Below are 19,885 nucleotides of genomic sequence, written 5' to 3'. Positions count from 1 at the left end.
AAAAAAAACAGAACTATAGAACATGAAATTCGGCAAAACAATCAAAATATTTCTAATTGATGGAGATCCAAATGGAAGAATGACTTGTGAATTATCAAATTGGACCGGAAAAGCATATAAAATTCCAAGAAATAAAATTAAAGATTGTAAAGACAGACCTGATATTTTTAATACTGGAATTTATTTATTGTTTGGAAAAGATCAAGATGGAAAAGAATTAGTTTATATTGGAGAAGCCGAAACAGTTTTGAATAGATTAAATCAACATCTTGCCCAAAAAGACTTTTGGAACGAGTCAATCGTTTTTGTTAGCAAAGACGAAAACTTAAATAAAGCTCATATTAAGTATCTTGAAAATCGCCTTTATGATATTGCAACAAAAGTAAATCGTTACAAAGTAGAAAACTCAAACATTCCTACTCTATCTTCTATTTCAGAATCTGACAGAGCAGAAATGGAAGAATATATCGAGAACATTCGATTATTAGTAAATACATTGGGGCATAAAGTTTTCGAAGATAAAAGAGAAATCCAAGCAGAATTAATTTCAAATATTTTTCATATCAATGCTGCAAGAGAAGCAAATGCAACAGGAGAACCAAATTCAGATGGTTTTTTAGTATTCAAAGGCTCAAAAGCATCAAAAGATACGGTTCCTTCCTTATCTAATTCCTTCATCAACTTACGAAATAATTTGATTGAAAAAGGAATTTTAGTAGAGTTTCCAGAATATTATCAATTTAGTGAAGATTATATATTTACAAGTCCATCTTTAGCTGCAGCAACAGTGATGGGAAGAAATGCAAATGGATTAACAGAGTGGAAATTGCAAGGGGGAAAAACTCTAAAAGAATATGAAAATCCAGAAAACAACGTCGCCTAACATAGTATTTGCAAAAGGCGGGGTTGAATTTATAATAACACCACTCGATTTTTTTCGCCGCGCCTGCTTTTCCACTTCACATTTTTTTGTAATTTAGTTTCGTGGAAAAAGCATTCGCTACGGTTGGTCGAAATTGAACTTTTCGTCCAATTTAGCCCGCCCTTCGCAAATACTTTTTCCGTTAGGCGACATTTTATAAAAACACAATGCCAATAGACATTTACGTTTTAGAATTAGAAGAAGATAAATATTACATCGGACAGACAAAAGATGTAAATCTTAGATTTGAACAGCACTTAAAAGGAAAATTAAGCTCAGAGTGGACTAAAAAATATAAACCTTTAAGAATAATTGAAATAATAACAACCAATTTTACAAAAATTTCAGAAGCAATATCTTTAGAAAACTCGATTACAGTAAAATATATGAGAAAGTATGGTTGGGAAAATGTTCGAGGTGGTGATTATTGTACATTGAACATTGAAAAGTTACGTTTTTTATTATCTGCAAATGAAGATTTAGGAAGTGAACTATTGACAATTAAAAATCCAAAAAATTATAGAGTAAATGAAGCTGGTTATTTTTTCTTTATTCTAAAATTAGAAAATGATAATTATTTTATTGGAAAATCAAAAAATGTAACTCTTGCCATACTAAATGAATGTAATGGTTTAGGTTCAGAATGGACAAAGATTCACAAGCCTACAGAATTAATTAATTTAATTAAAATACTTGAATTTGATAAAGAAGTTGTTAGACAAAAGCATAATGACTTAGTAATACATTTTATGAAGAAAAAGGGATTCACTAAAATTCGAGGAGGAGATTTTTATAATGTGGAGGAAAGAAATCACAAAAATAAAGTAATAAATTATACAAATATTTTCAAATAAAAACGTCGCCTAACATTGTATTGGCAAAATGCGGGGTTAAATGTATAATAGAAAGATTTGTAATATTTTCCCGCCGCTGCTTTTCATATTGTTTTTTTTCTTAATTTAGACAATCTGAAAAAGCATCGGCTCCGTTTGGTCTGAACTTGAACATTCGTTCAAATTAAGCCCGCACTTCGCCAATACTTTTTCCGTTATCTGCCATTATATGAAAACAGCAATCCCAATAAACAAGAAACTTTTTGACATCTATTTACTTTTTACACGCGAACCGTTTGTTCAATATTTTTCTAAAGAATTAGAATTTTATTCGAATGGAAATGGTGGACTATTAGGATTAATAAGCCTCGATTTAACAGATAACGATTATTATGGATGTATTCTTTCGAGAGATAAAGCAAAACAATATCGAGCAGAATTAATAGTTGCTAGTCTTAAAACAATAGAGGAAGCAAGAAAATGGATTGATGAGAAAATGAGTAGCAATTCAATAACCTTTCATGACAATAAGTTTGAGTTTTTTGACATTTTTCAAAATATAGGCAACGAAGATAAACAACATCCATTTTTCAAATTATTAAAATCAAACGTAGCATTCTCTTCCGCTAATGAAGCAATAAAAGAAATTTCATATCATTATAAAGATATTGATGGAAATTTTATTGAACAATTCCAATCAGTCAATGGCTTTGATTCCAGAATTTGGGAATTATTTTTATTTTGTTTTTTCAGAGAACAATTCTTCTCTTTCAAAAGAAACAATTATGCACCAGATTTTATTGTGGAAAAATTCAATCAAGAAATTGCAGTTGAAGCAGTCATAATAAGTAGAAAAACAGATATTGAAAGTGAGCCGCAAAAAATTGAACAAATTCAAGAAAAACTAAATAATGAAACCCCATTATTATTTAGTAGTGCTCTTTTTGACAAAATGAAAAAAAAATATTGGGAAAAAAATCATGTAAAAGGGAAGCCTTTTGTAATTGCTATTGCCGATTTTCATGATTCAATGTCGATGACTTGGACTTATAATGCTATTTTGGATTATCTTTATGGCTATAAATATGAACATTCATTTGACAAACAAGGAAATTTAGTAATTAAACCAGTAAAAATTGACGATTACACAAAACCAAATGGCACAAAAATACCGAGCGGTTTCTTTTTCCAGCCAGAATCAGAAAATGTAAGTGCAATCATTTTTTCATCTTGCGGAACTTTATCCAAGTTTAACAGAATGGGTAAACAAGCAGGATTGGGAAGCGACATTCCAATATTAATTCGAATGGGTGCCTTTTATAATCACACTCCAAATGCCGACAAACCAAATTTAGTATCTTATCAAGTGAATGAACAAAGCCTTGAAACTTGGTCAGAAGGAACGGTTGTGTTTCATAACCCAAACGCTAAAATCCCATTAAATCCTGCTTTTTTTGATGATAAAGTAGCCCAATCATTCTTTGAAGATGAATTTATTTATAGTAAAATGCCGAAAATATTTCCATACACTTCCTTTACTCAGAACTTACTTCCAAAAAATACAATTCGAAAGAAATAACGGCAGATAACAGTGTATTGGCAAAAAACGGGGTGAATACTGTCATTGAGAACTCATTTAGCAGTATCCGCAAAAAAATTTTCCGCTAACATATTTTTTGTATTTTAGTCAGCGGAAAAAATTTTTGCTCAGGTTCGGTCTTTCTTTGGAATTGTCTGCAAGGTAGCCCGTTCTTCGCCAATACTTTTTCCGTTAGCTGTAATTGTATAAAAAAATCGCAACAAATTCAAAATTGGGAAAACGAGATTTCATTGAAGAGATAAAACTAATAAAGTCAAGAACAGAGTTTAATTCAAGATATGATTTAACATCTAGGTTGTATGAAATTGATTATGCTTTGACAGAATTTACAAATTATAATGGTAATTATAATTCTGAAATTTTGAAGTATATTCCAATTTCAACAGTTTCATGTTTTGAGGCATTTTTTAAATCAGTTATAAAAGAGTTAGTTGATTTTGGTGAGCCTTTTAGTAAGAATATTGTAAATTTTAATCAATCAAAAAATATTAAACTCGATTTTGAAATAATAGGAGCAATTCAAACAAAATCAGTTACTGTCGGAGAATTAGTTGGTCATTTGTTACCTTTTAATAATTTTGAAGATATTAAATCGAACTTATCAGTCATTATCGGTAAAGATTTCATAGAAGAAATGAAAAATTTTGACAAAAAATCTGTTTATCATACTGCTAATGCTTTAAATTATGATAAGAAGAATAGATTGCCAGAAATTATTAAAAGTGTAAAAGAAACTTATGAATTGAGACATATATTCTGTCATGAATTTGCGACAAATGTGAATATTGACAAAGATAGAATTATAAAAAACTATGAAAATTGTAAAGATTTTCTAGAATTCACCAATGTTATAATTTGGGAAACTTTATATCCTAATTCTCCTGAAACACAAACAGAAATGAATTTGGAAGCGGATAATAATTTCAAAAACAAAGAAACTGAACTTCAAACTTTAATTGATTTTGTTACTAGTAATTATGAAAAGCTCGATGATGCTTTTTCAATAGATATAAAATTGTTTAAATCTAGCATTCAAAAGTGGCAAAAATATAGAGAATCAGTTGCATTATATCAATCAGATAAATTCAAGGGAGGAAGTATGTATCCATTAATTTATTTAACCTCGTTAGAAAAAATAACAGCAGAAAAGATTGAAAGTTTAAAAAATGAGTTTGAGATACTTTTACGAAAAAACAACTACAGCTAACATAGTATTGGCAAAATGCGGGGTTGAAGCACTAATAGAACATTCAGTTAGATTTAGTCGCAAAAAAACTTTTCGTATTCCGAAAATTATTGTAAGTTCGTAATACGAAAAAGTTTTTTGCTTATTGCAGTTTAAGTTGTTCATTTTCAGCATCTTTCTCCCGCACTTCGCCAATACTTTTCCCGTTGTACGATATCCTATTCCAACATTCTAGTAAAATCAACGATTTAAAATGAAAAACATAATCAGACTAACTTTAATAATTATTTTTTCGTTTCAATTTTTTGAAAGTAAAGCTCAAAAACTAGAACAATTAATTTATGAAAATGAAGAATTGATATACTCATTTAAAACTAAAAATAAAAAGCAAATATTTATCGTAAAAGATAAAAGTAATGCATATATAAAGTACAGATATGGGAATAATGGGAAAATTGAACTTGAATTTCCGAAAGAAAGCAATAAAGATAGCTGGAAAAAATTTCAATACAATTCTTATTGGAGAGGTGGCGGAAAAGACAATTCAGGAATGGAAATTGACAACCTTCAATTTACAAACGGTGGATATACTTACTTGATTTATCGAACCTATTTTGCAGAAAACGGAAAAAACAACACTGGTATAATAATAACCAATTCAACCAATAAAGAGATAAGAATAAATGGCATGGCAAATACAATAAAAGGCTGTATTTGTAATCTCGAAGATACTGGTCTAATTGAAAAGACAGATATTGGTTTGAGTTTTTAAGTGAAATAAATCGCAAAAAAAATATACAAGCACATCGTACAACATTGTATTGGCAAAAGACGGGGTAAATATTGGCTTTGAGAATTCAGTTAACAATATCCGCAAAAATGCTTTTCATATTTCTTTTTTTAGTAATTTAGAAATCTGAAAAAGCATTTTGCTCCGGTTCGGTCTTCTTTTGAAATTGTTTGCAAAGTAGCCCGTCCTTCGCCAATACTTTTTCCGTTGTGCGACATTTTAAACAGACCGTATGAAAAAAAAAATTATTTTTTTAATTCTAACATTAATTTCAGGATTTTTATTTTCTCAAAAAAATTCAACTAATTTTTTGATTGGAAAAAATTATGACGCAAGGAATTTTCTGACTAAAACTCAAACAGTAACTTTTAATAAGATTTTTGTCGACTTTGACAATAGGATAAATGATTCCAAAAATGAGTGGAACGATGTTGACCCCTTAAAAATATTTACGAATATTGAAAATATACAAAATCGTAGAAAACTATTCCTATATGAATTTGATTTTGAAAAAATAGGAAGTTCAATGCCTTCTGAACAGCAACTTGCGTTTAAAAGCATAACCGAAAAAAATATAAAAAATTCTTTGGTTATTCTTGATGCGAATGACATTAAAATTTCATTTCCTTATACTGAAACTTATCAAAAAGACAATATTCAAAGAAATTTATTAGAAAAATTATCAGATTTAGGTCTTCAATGGTCACAAGTAGGCGGAGACAATTTATACATTTATAATGGAAATATATTACTTGGAAAATATAAATCAGGATATGTTTCAATCGCAAATTTAAAAATAGATAACGTTGTAAAATAATGGCTGAAATAGTAATTAAACACGAGATTTTTAGCGACAATTCAATTAACCATATTGAAAAAGTAAAGTTTTTTAAAGAAATTGCTAAAAAAGTATTATCAAATTATCCTGGACTTTATGAATTTGAATATATCTCAAAATATGGTCAGTTCGATTTTGTAAAAAATTCTGAAGATATAGCAATTTCCAAAAAAGAAATTGAGTTAATTGAAAAAGAAATTCCAAATTGTTTCGTATAAAAAAACGTCGCACAACATAGTATTGCCAAAAAAGCGGGGTTGAAGGAATTATTTGGGTGTTTTGGGAAAATAGTCGCAAAAAATTTTCCCTTTTTCAAAGAAATTTGTAAGTTTGAAAAAGGGAAAAATTTTTGCTTCGGGAAGTGATTCTTTTGAAATTTCGGTTATAAAAATCCCGCTTCTTCGGCAATACTTTTTCCGTTATGCGACATCGTATCAAAACCCGTTATGAATAGAAAATTCATTTTATTAACACTGACACTAATTTCTATTATTTGTTTTTCTCAAACAAAAGATACAATATTTCTAAAAAAGGAAAAAGGTCATAATATTTACAAAATTCAAAATCGAAATTCTAAAATGTATAATGATTTATCTAATTTTAAAAATTTTGATGAGGGAAAAACTGAAAAAATAATGAAGATTGGATTAAATTCAAAATGGATAAGAATACACAAATTTAACAATGAATATTTTCTATATGCACCTTGTGATTGGTGTAATGATACTAAATTACAAATAAATGATGATTTTTTGCAAGTTAGTGGCTGTGAATTAATAAAAGAAAAAATAAAATCTGTTAAAAAAATAAATGAAAAAGAATATAACATCATTTTTATTTCTAGGTTTCCTCAAAAACACAAAACAAATTTGAGAATAAAACTAATTGACTCAAAATATGGCATTTACGAATTTCGCTATCCTGACGGACTTGAATTACGCAAAATGCTTTTCATAAAAGATTCTGACTTTAGAAAATTTGACATAATTAATAACGACTGTAAGTTCGAAAAATCAGCAGAATTTGAATTTGATGAATAAAACGACGTCGCATAACATAGTATTTGCAAAAGGCGGGGTTGAATATTTAATAGAACTACCCGATGCATTTAGTCGCGCCTGCTTTTTCGTTCCACAATTTTTTTGTAGTTTAGTTCCACGAAAAAAGCATTCGCTTCGGTTGGTCGAAATTGAACTTTTCGTCCAATTTAGCCCGCCCTTCGCAAATACTTTTTCCGTTATCTGCAAGCGTATCAAAAATCGTGTACAAAAGACAGACACTAAAAATTAATATTTTGAAATCTTAAAAAATAAAAAATGGGAATATTTGACATCTTTAAATCTTCAAAAAACGAAAATGCAAATCCGATTTTTAATAGTATTGGAAAGTTTTCATTAGTTGAATTTGACGGAACAAAAAATTTCAAAGGAAATATTAATTCAAATATTGGTCAAAATATTGAATTGCTTTTTCCTATAAATGGAACTGAAATATCAACTTATCAAACCGAATATTTTAAGAAAATTGAAAATAATTGGAACTCTATCATAAATCAACTGAAAAATCTTAATTCACAAATTGAATTTGAAAATTATAAGGTTGTAAATATTATAATTCCTGATAAAGAAAATGAATTTTACGACATGGACGCTGAAATTGTATTTGAAAAAAATGGCAATATAATATCTGCAATCTTGACTGCCTTAAATGTTGATGAAATAATAGAAAACTGAAAAACGCCTGCAGATAACATGGGTTTTGCAAGATGCGGGGTTGAAGGAAATCTCAGAGAAATATTCTAGAAAATACCCGCAAAAAACTTTTCCATTTTTTAGTTTTTTCGTAATTTTAAAAAATGGAAAAAGTTTTTGCTAGAGTTTCGTTCTCCTCTCCACTTTCAGTTGCAGTAGCCCGCACCTCGCAAAGCCCCTTACCGTTACCTGCAATTCTATGAAAAGTCCGCACAAGAACAATAACAAATACAAAAACGAAGTTTGGAAAGAATTTCGCAAAGATATTATTGAATCTGACGGTTATGTTTGCGCACATTGTGGACGCAATTCTTTTGAAGTTGTTTTGCAAGTTCACCATAAGAATTATATTAAAGGAAGAAAATTATGGGAATATGCTTCTGAAGATTGCATTACTTTATGTCGTGGATGTCACGCTATGGAACACGGAATAATAATGCCTAATTTTGGTTGGGAATATGTTTGTGATGAAGATTTAGGCGATTTAATTGGAGAATGCGAAAATTGTGGAAACAATATGAGATATGCATTTCACATATATCACGAAAAATGGGGATGCATTCAGGTTGGAAGACAATGCTGCGATAATTTGACACATAGTCTTGAGGCCTCAAATCATATGGAATCTCTTCGCAGATTTGAAAATAGAAAAAGAAATTTCATCAAATCACATAAATGGAAAGATATTGGAAATCAGCATTCTATAAAGAAAAATTTGTTTGAAATTATTATTGAAGAAGTTGAAAATGCTTATATTCTAACAATACACGGAAAAAAAGGAAAAAAACGATATTCAAAACTAGACGATGCGAAATCTTCTGCTTTTGAAGTTATTGAAAATGGAAAATTTATCGACTATTGCATAAAGCACGAAATAAAACTACCACCAAAAAAGAACTGCAGGTAACATAGTATTTGCAAAAGGCGGGGTTGAATAGTTAATAGAAAAACCCGATGCATTTAGTCGCAACTTGCTTTTCATATTGTATTTTTTTGTAATTTAACAATCTGAAAAAGCAATTTGCTTCGTTCGGTCGAAATTGAACTTGCAGTTAAATTTAGCCCGCCCTTCGCAAATACTTTTTCCGTTACCTGCTATTTTAAATGAACGACACTACAAACATAAAACGACAATTTTTTGACTCGCTAAAACGTGGGACAGGAGAAGCATATATCCTACTCAAAGAAAACCGAAATATCGACTTTTCAGACCTAATTATAAAAGGAGCAATAAAAAATTACTCTTATGACAACCAATCAGAAGGAAGTAGGGCTGATTACATTTATAGACTTATTAAGAACTCAAAACAAAAAGACAAAATTATAAAATCGGTTTTAACCAAATTAGTATCTGAAAAGAATGACTACTATGGACTTGACCAAATGTGTGACTTGGCTGTAAAATTTTATAAAGCAGGACATCTTGAAGCAAAAACAGCTCTTTACAACCGCTTTGAGAAAAATAGTCTTGAAGATTACGAGTTTTGTGGACAAGACCAACTGATGGAAATTGACGGTATAAACGGAATATTGAAAGTTGCTGAAATTGTAGGCAAAACACTTTTTGAAAATCCAGATGATTATGAAGAAAGTTGGCGAATTGACTATTTTCAGAAACGTCATAAGTCAATTGATATATATGCGGAATTAAAAAAAGCTTCTAACAAAAGTGAATATATAAAGGCTTACTATGATTCCATAATTAAAAACAAATGGACATTGCCAAGACGCAGAAAAATAAAAAGGTTTACTTATGAACTTATTAAAGAAAGCATTGAAAATAAAAGATATGGTTTTCTTTCGTCAAAAAGGAATAATGAATTAACCGAGAACGAAGTAGAAAAATTAGCAAACGAATTCTTGGCTGAAAAAGACAATATTAAAAAAGAAAGATATTTACGTTTTTTTAGTTCACGGAAATTTCCATTTGACTACAAACCTATATTTCTAATTGCAAGTGGAAAAAATCCGAAGAAAACAAGAATGGTTGAATATGCAGTAGAATCACTTAAACATTTTTCTGCAAAAGAAATCCGGCAACTTGCTTTGGAAAAACTTAACACAGAAAAAAATCCTTGCGACTATTTAGACTTGTTGGTTAGCAATTACCAAAAAGGCGACTATAAACTTTTAACAGAAATAGCGAGTCGTTCAGACGACTATGAATTTATACACTCTATTGTTTTTGGTTTCATAGACATTTACGAAGCAAACGCAACAAAAGAGTGTAAAGAGCCATTGGAGACAATTTACAACAAAATGAATTGTGGACTTCATCGTAAAGACATTGTGAAAATCTTGCTTGACAATAAAGTGTTGTCCGACAAAATCTTTGCAGAGCTTGAATTTGATAGTGATGACAGCGTAAGAAAATTATATAGACAAAATAAAAACAGCAGGTAACAGCAGTTTGGCAAAATGGCGGGTTCAGTGCTAAATTCAACAGTAGTTCTTCGATTGAACTTTTGTGCAAAACTGAACATTTGTGCTTCGATTTCCGCCACTTCGCCAAGCTGCAAAACGTTAGCTGTAATAATTCCAAAAATGACGTTTAAATAGAAAATGAATTCATTCTTAACAATACTTTCCATTTTAATTGGATTCGGATTCATAATTTTTCTAATTGAGAAAAAGAACAAACAAAATAATCTACATGAATATCATCAATTATTTGAATTTAAATCTTCATTAAAATATATACTAATCTCATTATTCCTAAGTGTAATTGGAATAATCCGATTTAACACCTTAACTCTTGAAACATATTATTTTTCTCCAATAATTTTTATAGTTCTTACAATATTTTCAATTTTTTAATAAGAAAAATTTATAATAGAAATATAATTATAGAAGTTGTTGGAAAGACTCTCACTCCAAGAAGAAACAAGAAAACTAAAATTCTTGATAAATTTTTTACATTATTTATATTACTTAGTTCATTATTAATCCCCTTAATATTAAAAAGTAATAAATTTGCTGAAATAAATCAAAGAAAAATTACTACAGCTAACATAGTATTTGCAAAAGGCGGGGTTGAATATATAATAGAAAAACCCGATATATTTAGTCGCAACTTGCTTTTCATATTGTATTTTTTTGTAATTTAACAATCTGAAAAAGCAATTTGCTTCGTTCGGTCGAAATTGAACTTTCAGTTAAATTTAGCCCGCCCTTCGCAAATACTTTTTCCGTTATAGGTAAGCGTAAAAGACGACACAACGACAAATGAGCATAGACTTTGACAACATATTTCAACACGTAATTCCAATGGACAACTTTGGACGAAAATGGCGTTTTACGGAAGAGAAGTATGACGTATTAACCGACCAACATCTTGACCAGTTAAAACCGTTAGACAAAAAAGCTGCAAAATTCTTGTGGGACTATATCGCAAAGACAAATTTGCACCACGACATCCCTTTTAAAAAAGACTTCTTTCGGACAATTGACAACGCAAAAATTTTAGACGGTAACGAAAAGCAAATTAAAAAGTGGCTTTACCATCGTGGACTTCCTTTTGACAAGCCTGTTTATCTATCTTGGGACGAGACAGACGCAATGATTGTTCCTTGGAAACTTTTAATAAAATACTTCGACAGTTTTTATTATGGTGGCTCAGACGACTTGACTATTATTGACCAAAGCTTGAATTGGGCATTACTTTTTTTCCACGAAGACGAAATTTATTTTGGAACTAACAAGGACTTTAAACCAAGTGAAACATTTGAAGACATTGACTTTATATATTAATAATAACGACACGGTAGAAAGAACGCCTACCTATAACATCGGTTTGGCAATATGGCGGCTGAAGTGCTTCTATGAAACATTTGTGCAAGCTTCAACTTTCGTTCTTCGATTGAACTTTAGTGCTAAAAATCCGCCACATCGCCAAGCCGAAAAACGTTAGGCGATATTTTATAAAAACTATACGCTTAAATATTTTGTTTCAAAATTTTATGTAAATTTGAGATAAATAATTTGCAAAATGAGTACAGCTGAGTTGAAACTTAAATTAGAATTGATCAATAAAATAACCGAATTAAAAGAAATTCGGATTATTAAAGAATTAAAAAAACTTCTTGATTTCGAACTTGATGAAGAAATTTTCGAACTATCGAAAAAACAAAAAAATCGTATTATGAAAGCAAGAAAAGAATATACTAATGGAGAAACTTTTACAAATGATGAAGTAGAAAACGAAATTGAACAATGGCTAAACGAAAAATAATTTGGACCAAATCTGCAAAATTTGAACGAAAAGAAATTTTGATTTATTGGATTAATAGAACAAAATCTAAAACCTATAGCAAAAAACTTAACAAATTATTTAGTGAAGCCGTAAATCTTTTATCTGAACATCCGAAAATCGGAAGAACCACAAATGATGGGGAAACTCGAATAAATATTGTTCGAGACTATTTAATTTTCTATGAATTTACAGAAAAAGAACTAATTGTTCAATCAATTTGGGACGCAAGACGAGATGAAAATGACACCGAATTTGATTACACCTAAAATAAAAAAACATCGCCTAACAGTGTATTGGCAAAATGCGGGGCGAAACGCAAGTTGAAATATTTTTAGCATTTATCCGCCGATTGCTTTTTCCGTATTGATTATTTTTGTAATTTAACAATCCGAAAAAAGCATCGGCTACGCTCAGTTCTGAATTGAACTTTTCGTCCAATCCAGCCCGCACTTCGCCAATACTTTTTCGTTGTGCGCAATATTTGAAGTGCGGTTATCAAAAGAAAATGCGGTTTTAATTTTTAAAACTTGCTCGAGTTTAACTTCTAAAACTGACTTAAATTTTTAAAACTCTGTGCTAATTCTTTTAAAAATTATGAAGAAAACTTTGTTAAGAAAATTGCGGAATTGAGTTTCAAAAAAATTGCGCTGACTTTTAAAATTATCGTGCTTGACTTTTAAAAAACTTTGCGCATTAAAATTTCTAATTAAAATCTCATTAACTTTTTCAAAAAACGTGCTTGACTTTGACAAATATTGCGCTTAACTGAATGAATATAATTTGCGCGGAGATTTAAAAAAATTCGCTGACTAAAGTTCTGAATTTATTTTGTAATTCTGCACCAGAAAACATCTGTCGTGCTTGATTTTCACTTCTCTGACTCGAATTTAACGCCGTTAAATCCAAGTCCTCGAACCGAAAATACTGCGCACAACATCGGTTTGGCAAAAGCGGGGGTGAAAGTTATCATTTAGAAAATTTCTGCACTTTTCGCCGCAAAAAAACCATTTTCGTTTGTTATTTTTTGTAATTTTGAAAAAACGAAAATGGTTTTTTGCTGGTTTCGGGTTTAGTTGAACTTTTTGTCTTTCTTTCCCCCGCCTTCGCCAAGCCGTTTCCCGTTATGTGATATGGCGCCTAAAATCACGCTCCGAAATAAAATCCACGATTTTTAGTGAATAAAAAGAAACTGAATCCAGACCTAAATGTGCTTGAAAATATGGTCTGAATTCATTTTCTGCTTGACTGACTAAATAAAATGCGGACTTGACTTAAAAAAACTGATTTCTGACACCAAATCACTAACGGAAACTCTGCGTGAAAAAAAACTTACGCTTGAATATCACGCTGCTGAATAAAATTCTGCCTGAAAAACAACTTCCTGAAAATAAAAACGCTGAAAAAAACTCGCGCGCAAAAACTTTCCGAAAAAATTTTTGAAATTTAACGCTCTGAATATTTCATCTGACTGATTTTTACAAATTTCACGCTGAATTTTTAAAATCTTGCTGAATAAAGGCGATGAAACTGAATCTGACTGCTGAAAATACGCTGAAAAGTTGCCACATCACATAACATCGGTTTTGCAAAAGCGGGGGCGAAGTTACCTTGCGTTGAAAGTTTTCAGCACTTTTCGCCGCAAAAAACCATTTCGTTTTTTTATTTTTTGTAATTTTGAAAAAACGAAAATGGTTTTTGCTCGGTGTAGTTTTTATAGAACTTTTCGGTTGTAAAATCCCCGCCTTCGCAAAGCCGTTTTCCGTTGTAGGCAATGCTATCCAAAAACCCGCATAAAAACAATAGATATGAATAAAATTTTGACAACAATTTTAACTTTTTCAGTATTTTTTATTTTTGGTCAAACAAACCGATTTATTTATCAATTAGATTGGAAAATGGCAGGTCAAGAAATGAAAACAAATATGGTCTTGGATATTGACAAAGACTTCGTGAAATTTTACGATTATAAATTTCTTGAAATGGACTCCATCAACAAAAAATTTGGAGGAAATAATAACAGGACGAATACAATGGCTGACCAACTTTTAATTAGAAAAAGAAATTCTAGCGAAAACAAAACTTTCCACGATAATAATTTTGACTATTTTGTTTTGAGTTCAAAAGATAAAATGAATTGGAAAGTAACAAAAGAAACCAAAAAATTGGACAACTATAAACTACAAAAAGCAACAACAAGTTTTGGGGGAAGAGAATGGACCGCTTGGTTTTCTCCTGAAATCCCTTTTCAAGAAGGACCTTTTAAATTTGCAGGTTTACCGGGTTTAATTTTTGAACTTAACGATAAAGATAATGAATACAGTTACAAACTTGTAAAAAGTATAAACTTAAAGGAAACTTTTGACACAAAGAATTTTCTTGAAACACATTATGGAATAAATCCTGTTCCAGTAACTCTAAAGCAATATCATAAAGTTAAATTAGATTATTACTCTGACCCCGTTTCCGATATGAAAAAGGCATTGAGCAGTGGCGGAACAGTAAATATTATGGGAGAAAATATTACTACTCAAGAGCAACTTGATCAAAAAAGAAAATTTATGCAACAAATGATAAAAAAATTCTATAATCCGATAGAAAAGGACAAGGCAATTCCATATCCAGAAAAATAAGAGCACTGCCTACAACATAGTATTGGCAAAAGACGGGGTGAATATTGTCTTTGAGAATTCAGTTAACAATATCCGCAAAAATGCTTTTCATATTTCTTTTTTTAGTAAATTAGAAATCTGAAAAAGCATTTTGCTCAGGTTCGGTTTTCCTTTGAAATTGTCTGCAAGGTAGCCCGTCCTTCGCCAATACTTTTTCCGTTAGCTGCAATTCCCCTACTCGAAAACGGAGTTGTTTTTAGCCGCTAACGAAGAAATTTTCACTATTTTGAATAATCAAATGGTCAAAAATTAAAATCTATAACTATTTGATTATCACTGAATTAATTTAACGTTAGTCAGAATTTCAGAATAGTACCGTTTAAAATGTTTTTGAAATATTAGATTATTAAAATATTTTATTGAATAGATTTTCAAAGATTGCATTTATAATCATATTTATATGATAATCTTTATTTAAAATTAATTCTATGAAATTCTTACCATTTGATTTTTTTATAATATCATCTGAGATGTCAAAAAATAAAATAATAGACAGTTTGAAAGATCGATTTAAATCCACATATGACTATGAATTAAAAATTAATGAGAAAAATGGTAGTATATTATTAAAGCGAATGAAAGTTTATGGCATGAAAAGTCAAAATTCATACTTAAATGTATACATAAAAATTAAAGAAGTCGATAATGAAAACTGCCGCATTTCTTTCTTTTCATATTTAAGATTAATGCATTGGATTTTGTATTTAACTTTTGTGGGATTCTTTATCTTCATTTTATTTTACTCGGAACATCCAAAAAAATACTATGTTCTTCCTTGGGTTATTTTTCTCTATCTCTTTGGAATTAATAATGATGGACTAAATACAATAAAAAACACTTTTAAAGAAATTTTCTCTTAAAGAAACTGCAGCTAACATAGTATTGGCAAAATGCGGGGAGAAGTACAAAGTTGAAAGACTTGCAAAATTTATCCGCCGCTGCTTTTTCGTATTGATTATTTTTTGTAATTTAACAATCCGAAAAAAGCATCGGCTACGTTCAGTCTAAATTGAACTTTTCGTTCTATTTAGCCCGCACTTCGCCAATACTTTTTCCGTTAGCTGCAATGTCAGAAAGACTCCGCTAAAATCCAAATTCTTAAAAAACTAAAAATTGAAAAAAGAAAAATATCTAATATCTAGAATTATTGCTGGAGTTATTGATTATTCAATTGTTTTGACTTTAACTTGCATTTACATTTTTACTTTTGGAGAAAAAAATGAATTAGGCGAATATTCCGTAAATGGACTAAAAGCAATTCCAATCTTTATTTTTTGGTTTTTCTATTTTTGTGTTATTGAATCAACCCTGAATTCAACTTTGGGAAATTATTTGATGAAACTTAAACCTGTTGATTTAAATACTGAAAAGAATATTGACTTTAAACAATCATTTTTAAGACATTTACTCGATCCAATTGATATGTCTCTCTTCGGTTTGGTTGGAATAATTATTATTAAAAATTCGCCAGAAAGCCAGCGATTGGGTGATTTACTTGCAAAAACTAAAGTGATAAAATTGACTGAATAAAAGACACTGCAGCTAACATAGTATTGGCAAAATGCGGGGTGAAGGGATAATTGAAAGATTTGTCACATTTAGCCGCCGCTATTTTTCCATTCCACATTATTTTTGTAGTTTAGTTTCATGGAAAAAATATCGGCTCCGCTTGTTCGAAAATTGAACAGTCGTTCATTTTTAGCCCGCACTTCGCCAATACTTTTTCCGTTATCTGCCATTTTATAAAAACCGTGTCTAAATATGAAGATTTTTTATTCATTAGCATTTATTTTTACTTTTTCAATAATTTTTGCGCAGAAAAATGCAACTACCATTTATTCAAATACGCCGAATGTAAAAATTATTGAGAGTAAAGAAATAATAACTGATTGGACTTTAAACCCAAAGCTAAAACCTGATGTTTACACCACAGGAAAAGTTTCAAAATATAAGGAAGTAAAACTTGTTACAGATATTGACAGCATTGAAGTAAAATTAAAACCAAATCAAAAATTCGACTTTATTATTTTACTCAACAAAAAAGATTCTTGCTTTACAAGGTTTGAGAGTCCGAAAAATGTAGATTTTTCTAAAACAAAAACAACTTTTCGCCAAACAATTCCATTTCATTTAACTGAATTCAATAATATTTCCGTGAATGCTGTTCTAAACAAAAAGGATTCTATAAAATTGATGTTTGACACAGGTTCAGTTGATTTTTACTTAACAAAAGAAGCAATTAAAAAATATCTAAATCCCAATGGTTTGAAATTGACAATGAAAGATATTTCCGACAATAATTTTGAAATTTCAAATCTGAATTGGAAACATCAACAAATTTATCCGATTGAAACAACGGTACAAGGAAATGACGGAATGTTCGGTTGGAATGCTTTCGACGGAAAAATTTTGGAAATTGATTATGACAAAAATATAATGATTGTTTATTCAAAACTTCCAAAAATTGGAAAAGAATTTGAAAAATTCCCAATGGAACTTATGAAAGAACATTTTTGTATTTCTGTAGATTTAGAAAATAATGGCAAAAAAAACAAAACTCGTTTTCTTTTTGACAGCGGTTATCAAAGAGCAATAATGTTAGACAATGATATTCTCAATGAAAATAATTTAAAGGTTGGAGAATTTAAACTTATTAAAGAAACAAAAATGTATAACAGCCAAAATGAAGAAATTCCTTTGAAATCGGTTTTACTTCCCAAATTATATTTTGGAAAATATTTTTTAGAAAATATTCCTTCACAGATAAATTCTTACAATAAATCCGCGGGTTACAAAACGAATTTTTTAGGAAACGAGGTTTTGAAAAGATTTAATGCGATTATAGATTTTCAAAAAAATGTGGTTTATCTGAAACCGAATAAGCATTTTTATGAGGAATATGCGGAAATGAAGAAAAACTAAAACTTGATATTTTTGAAAGTGATGAAAATAAGAATTTTCTTTTTGTTAATGGTTTTTGCAATCGGATTAAAGGCGCAAACTTTTACAACAAACTTCAATGTAAATCTTAACAATAGCGATACAAAATCAATTGTAGAATTATGGCAATCCTATCTTAAAAGTAATTCCAAAGATTTTTGGGCAGAAAGTGAAACGAAGAATCTTGCGAACTTCAATGTTTTGGATATGGAAGGAATTCTAAATCCATCGCTTATGAATTGGGGTTTTGATAATCGGATTTTGAGTATTAATCAAATTTTCGAAAACAAATATTTGATAAAATCGCTTTTTGAACAGGAAAACAAAGATGTTTTTGCCATTACGAATGTTGTTGCGATTAAAGAAGGAAATCAATTCAAACTCTCCAATTATCTTTTTGAAATTACTAAAAATTGGAAATCGACTAATTCGAAAAACATCAAATATATTTATCAACCTGATTATGATTTGAAGCAAAACGAGATTGATGAAGCAGAAAATTTTTATTTGGATTTATGTAAAACTTTCAGTGTTCAACCCGAAAAACTCACTTATTTCATTGCAAAAAATTGTGACCATATTTTTGATATTCTCGGCTACGAATTTATCTTCAGCAAAGGAATGTCCAAAGAATGCGGATATTTTGAAGAGAAGAATAATTTCATTTTTGCTACTGAAAAAGCAGGAGCAAATCATTTTCACGAGATTACACATTTCATTAACAAACATTTTCCAAATGCACACGAATTGCTGTTGACAGGAATTTCGGCATATATTTCAAAAGACAAGGCGCATTTGGGAAAACCTTTGATTTATCACACAAAAAGAGTTTATGAATATTTAGAAAAACATCAGGAAATCAATCTTTCAAAACCTTTTGATTTTTTTGAATTGGATGAAAACACGAATCCTCAATATGTAATTGGAGCAGTTTTATGCGATTTGATATTAGAAAAAGGAGGAAAAGCAGAGTTGATTTCCGCATTTAATTCCACGAAAACAGATGAAGATTTGTTGAGATATTTGAATTCTAAAATTCTAAAGAAAAATGAAAATCTTAATTCTGTTTTAAGGAAAAGGATTGTAAAGATTGCTAAATCCGATAATTTTCAAAACAAGATAATTAATTGAAAACTGACTAATTAAATAAATTGTATACTATGGAAATAAGAAAACGGCAGATAACATCGGTTTTGCAATATGCGGGGTTGAAGGCTCTTGCGTTGAAAGTTTCGTCAATTTTAGTCGCAAAAAAAGTTTCCGCTTCCATTTTTTTCGTAATTTAGTCAGCGGAAAACTTTTTTTGCTTTATGCAGTTTTTAGTAGAAATTTCAGTTGTAAAAGCCCGCACATCGCAAAGCCGTTTCCCGTTATCGGCAATTGTATACCAAAATTATGTTTGAAATGGAAATTAAATTGACAATTATAACTTTTTTAGCACTTTTAACCTCTTGCTCTGTTACTCAAAATCAGAAAGACAAACTGAAAAGTGAATTAACTCAAATTCTAAAATCTGACCAAGAATTGAGAGAACTTTGGACACCAGATTTAAGGCCAGAAAGAAAAAATGAAATTTTACAGACTTATAAAATAAGCGAAAGTGAATTTCAAAAGCAAGGATGGAAAATAACAGAAAAAAATGACAGTATCAATTTGTTAAAAACGGAAAAAATAATCAAAAAATATGGTTATCCAGGAAAGGAACTTGTCGGAGAGAAACTAAGTAATGCAGTTTGGTATGTTATTCAACATTCAAAACTTCCAATTATTGAAAAGTATTTTCCATTAATGATAAAAGCACAAGAAAATGGAGATTTAAGTAAACAACAAATCGCAATGATGAAAGATAGGATGCTTATGTATCAAGGTAAAGAACAAATTTATGGAACTCAAGGTGCAGGAAGATTATTTGTTAATCCCGAAACCAAAAAGGAAGAATGGACAAATTTTATTTGGCCAATTGAAAATCCTGAAAAAGTAAATGAATTAAGAACTTCTATGGATATTAAAATGTCAATAGAAGAATATGCGAAATCAATGGGAATTGATTATTCAAAAAAATATACACTTAAAGAAATTGAGAAATTAACAAAAAAATAAAGCA

The 19,885-nt window shown here is 29.8% G+C and carries 21 protein-coding genes; 20 read left to right on the top strand and 1 reads right to left on the bottom strand.

Annotated features, from left to right (window positions below; all coding sequences use genetic code 11):
• The first annotated feature begins 22 nt into the window (after positions 1 to 22).
• The 17 genes from MTP09_RS06115 to MTP09_RS06035 all read left to right on the top strand — a co-directional run bounded on the left by MTP09_RS06115 (position 23) and on the right by MTP09_RS06035 (position 16,371).
• Positions 23 to 883 carry a GIY-YIG nuclease family protein gene (locus MTP09_RS06115; protein WP_243551186.1) on the top strand — a complete coding sequence of 287 codons (861 nt, stop codon included), beginning with the start codon at positions 23 to 25 and terminating at the stop codon, positions 881 to 883.
• A 206-nt stretch (positions 884 to 1,089) separates the two neighbouring features.
• Positions 1,090 to 1,776, top strand: coding sequence for a GIY-YIG nuclease family protein (locus tag MTP09_RS06110; RefSeq protein WP_243551184.1), 687 nt, complete (start codon positions 1,090 to 1,092; stop codon positions 1,774 to 1,776).
• Between the two features lie 208 nt (positions 1,777 to 1,984).
• Complete coding sequence (locus MTP09_RS06105; RefSeq protein ID WP_243551182.1) at positions 1,985 to 3,334, top strand: hypothetical protein; 1,350 nt, start codon at positions 1,985 to 1,987, stop codon at positions 3,332 to 3,334.
• Positions 3,335 to 3,566: 232 nt separating this feature from the next.
• Complete coding sequence (locus MTP09_RS06100; RefSeq protein ID WP_243551180.1) at positions 3,567 to 4,562, top strand: lysozyme inhibitor LprI family protein; 996 nt, start codon at positions 3,567 to 3,569, stop codon at positions 4,560 to 4,562.
• Positions 4,563 to 4,794: 232 nt separating this feature from the next.
• Complete coding sequence (locus MTP09_RS06095; protein WP_243551179.1) at positions 4,795 to 5,313, top strand: hypothetical protein; 519 nt, start codon at positions 4,795 to 4,797, stop codon at positions 5,311 to 5,313.
• A gap of 250 nt (positions 5,314 to 5,563) precedes the next feature.
• Positions 5,564 to 6,148 (top strand): hypothetical protein, encoded by a 585-nt coding sequence (locus tag MTP09_RS06090; protein ID WP_243551177.1) that lies wholly within the window; start codon positions 5,564 to 5,566, stop codon positions 6,146 to 6,148.
• On the top strand, positions 6,148 to 6,387 hold the full coding sequence (locus MTP09_RS06085) for a hypothetical protein (RefSeq protein WP_243551175.1): 240 nt from the start codon (positions 6,148 to 6,150) through the stop codon (positions 6,385 to 6,387). Before MTP09_RS06090 ends, MTP09_RS06085 begins: the two co-directional genes overlap by 1 nt.
• Before the next feature lie 228 nt (positions 6,388 to 6,615).
• Complete coding sequence (locus MTP09_RS06080) at positions 6,616 to 7,209, top strand: hypothetical protein (RefSeq protein ID WP_243551172.1); 594 nt, start codon at positions 6,616 to 6,618, stop codon at positions 7,207 to 7,209.
• Positions 7,210 to 7,485: 276 nt separating this feature from the next.
• Entirely contained in the window at positions 7,486 to 7,902 is a 417-nt protein-coding gene (locus MTP09_RS06075) for a hypothetical protein (RefSeq protein WP_243551108.1), read from the top strand.
• A 217-nt stretch (positions 7,903 to 8,119) separates the two neighbouring features.
• Entirely contained in the window at positions 8,120 to 8,827 is a 708-nt protein-coding gene (locus MTP09_RS06070) for an HNH endonuclease (RefSeq protein WP_185210948.1), read from the top strand.
• 197 nt (positions 8,828 to 9,024) lie between these two features.
• Positions 9,025 to 10,323, top strand: a complete 1,299-nt coding sequence (locus MTP09_RS06065) for a hypothetical protein (protein ID WP_243551150.1) — start codon at positions 9,025 to 9,027, stop codon at positions 10,321 to 10,323.
• An 864-nt stretch (positions 10,324 to 11,187) separates the two neighbouring features.
• The gene (locus MTP09_RS06060; RefSeq protein ID WP_243551170.1) at positions 11,188 to 11,670 is read left to right on the top strand and encodes a DUF2947 family protein; all 483 of its coding nucleotides are present in this window, start codon (positions 11,188 to 11,190) and stop codon (positions 11,668 to 11,670) included.
• A gap of 238 nt (positions 11,671 to 11,908) precedes the next feature.
• Complete coding sequence (locus MTP09_RS06055) at positions 11,909 to 12,151, top strand: hypothetical protein (protein ID WP_055041230.1); 243 nt, start codon at positions 11,909 to 11,911, stop codon at positions 12,149 to 12,151.
• Positions 12,133 to 12,438, top strand: a complete 306-nt coding sequence (locus MTP09_RS06050) for a type II toxin-antitoxin system RelE/ParE family toxin (RefSeq protein ID WP_055041231.1) — start codon at positions 12,133 to 12,135, stop codon at positions 12,436 to 12,438. Before MTP09_RS06055 ends, MTP09_RS06050 begins: the two co-directional genes overlap by 19 nt.
• A 1,539-nt stretch (positions 12,439 to 13,977) precedes the next feature.
• Positions 13,978 to 14,802, top strand: coding sequence for a GLPGLI family protein (locus MTP09_RS06045; RefSeq protein ID WP_243551168.1), 825 nt, complete (start codon positions 13,978 to 13,980; stop codon positions 14,800 to 14,802).
• Positions 14,803 to 15,269: 467 nt separating this feature from the next.
• On the top strand, positions 15,270 to 15,701 hold the full coding sequence (locus MTP09_RS06040) for a hypothetical protein (RefSeq protein ID WP_243551166.1): 432 nt from the start codon (positions 15,270 to 15,272) through the stop codon (positions 15,699 to 15,701).
• 253 nt (positions 15,702 to 15,954) lie between these two features.
• Complete coding sequence (locus MTP09_RS06035; protein WP_209391450.1) at positions 15,955 to 16,371, top strand: RDD family protein; 417 nt, start codon at positions 15,955 to 15,957, stop codon at positions 16,369 to 16,371.
• Positions 16,372 to 16,439: 68 nt separating this feature from the next.
• Here MTP09_RS06035 and MTP09_RS06030 read toward each other — a convergent pair whose 3' ends face one another.
• Positions 16,440 to 16,580: a hypothetical protein gene (locus tag MTP09_RS06030; RefSeq protein WP_243551164.1), complete on the bottom strand. Its 141-nt coding sequence runs from the start codon at positions 16,578 to 16,580 to the stop codon at positions 16,440 to 16,442.
• A 22-nt stretch (positions 16,581 to 16,602) separates the two neighbouring features.
• On the opposite strand from MTP09_RS06030, the gene MTP09_RS06025 reads away from it, so the two are divergent.
• From MTP09_RS06025 to MTP09_RS06015, 3 genes are all read left to right on the top strand, one after another.
• Positions 16,603 to 17,763, top strand: coding sequence for a hypothetical protein (locus MTP09_RS06025; protein ID WP_124643213.1), 1,161 nt, complete (start codon positions 16,603 to 16,605; stop codon positions 17,761 to 17,763).
• A 21-nt stretch (positions 17,764 to 17,784) separates the two neighbouring features.
• The gene (locus MTP09_RS06020) at positions 17,785 to 18,912 is read left to right on the top strand and encodes a hypothetical protein (RefSeq protein WP_124643211.1); all 1,128 of its coding nucleotides are present in this window, start codon (positions 17,785 to 17,787) and stop codon (positions 18,910 to 18,912) included.
• A 273-nt stretch (positions 18,913 to 19,185) separates the two neighbouring features.
• A complete protein-coding gene (locus MTP09_RS06015; RefSeq protein ID WP_243551162.1) occupies positions 19,186 to 19,881 on the top strand; it encodes a DUF6624 domain-containing protein in 696 nt (231 codons plus the stop codon).
• Positions 19,882 to 19,885 lie beyond the last annotated feature (4 nt).

Source organism: Chryseobacterium suipulveris, from assembly GCF_022811685.1.
Lineage (GTDB): Bacteria > Bacteroidota > Bacteroidia > Flavobacteriales > Weeksellaceae > Kaistella > Kaistella suipulveris.
Note: the sequence above shows the minus strand (reverse complement) of the source record. Positions and strands in the feature narration are given on the sequence as shown.

Coding starts and splice junctions, on each gene's coding strand:
- MTP09_RS06115 (WP_243551186.1), top strand. CDS start 23: ATGAAATTCGGCAAAACAATCAAAATATTTCTAATTGATGGAGATCCA.
- MTP09_RS06110 (WP_243551184.1), top strand. CDS start 1,090: ATGCCAATAGACATTTACGTTTTAGAATTAGAAGAAGATAAATATTAC.
- MTP09_RS06105 (WP_243551182.1), top strand. CDS start 1,985: ATGAAAACAGCAATCCCAATAAACAAGAAACTTTTTGACATCTATTTA.
- MTP09_RS06095 (WP_243551179.1), top strand. CDS start 4,795: ATGAAAAACATAATCAGACTAACTTTAATAATTATTTTTTCGTTTCAA.
- MTP09_RS06090 (WP_243551177.1), top strand. CDS start 5,564: ATGAAAAAAAAAATTATTTTTTTAATTCTAACATTAATTTCAGGATTT.
- MTP09_RS06085 (WP_243551175.1), top strand. CDS start 6,148: ATGGCTGAAATAGTAATTAAACACGAGATTTTTAGCGACAATTCAATT.
- MTP09_RS06080 (WP_243551172.1), top strand. CDS start 6,616: ATGAATAGAAAATTCATTTTATTAACACTGACACTAATTTCTATTATT.
- MTP09_RS06075 (WP_243551108.1), top strand. CDS start 7,486: ATGGGAATATTTGACATCTTTAAATCTTCAAAAAACGAAAATGCAAAT.
- MTP09_RS06070 (WP_185210948.1), top strand. CDS start 8,120: ATGAAAAGTCCGCACAAGAACAATAACAAATACAAAAACGAAGTTTGG.
- MTP09_RS06065 (WP_243551150.1), top strand. CDS start 9,025: ATGAACGACACTACAAACATAAAACGACAATTTTTTGACTCGCTAAAA.
- MTP09_RS06060 (WP_243551170.1), top strand. CDS start 11,188: ATGGACAACTTTGGACGAAAATGGCGTTTTACGGAAGAGAAGTATGAC.
- MTP09_RS06055 (WP_055041230.1), top strand. CDS start 11,909: ATGAGTACAGCTGAGTTGAAACTTAAATTAGAATTGATCAATAAAATA.
- MTP09_RS06050 (WP_055041231.1), top strand. CDS start 12,133: ATGGCTAAACGAAAAATAATTTGGACCAAATCTGCAAAATTTGAACGA.
- MTP09_RS06045 (WP_243551168.1), top strand. CDS start 13,978: ATGAATAAAATTTTGACAACAATTTTAACTTTTTCAGTATTTTTTATT.
- MTP09_RS06040 (WP_243551166.1), top strand. CDS start 15,270: ATGAAATTCTTACCATTTGATTTTTTTATAATATCATCTGAGATGTCA.
- MTP09_RS06030 (WP_243551164.1), bottom strand. CDS start 16,580: ATGGCAGATAACGGAAAAAGTATTGGCGAAGTGCGGGCTAAAAATGAA.
- MTP09_RS06025 (WP_124643213.1), top strand. CDS start 16,603: ATGAAGATTTTTTATTCATTAGCATTTATTTTTACTTTTTCAATAATT.
- MTP09_RS06020 (WP_124643211.1), top strand. CDS start 17,785: ATGAAAATAAGAATTTTCTTTTTGTTAATGGTTTTTGCAATCGGATTA.
- MTP09_RS06015 (WP_243551162.1), top strand. CDS start 19,186: ATGGAAATTAAATTGACAATTATAACTTTTTTAGCACTTTTAACCTCT.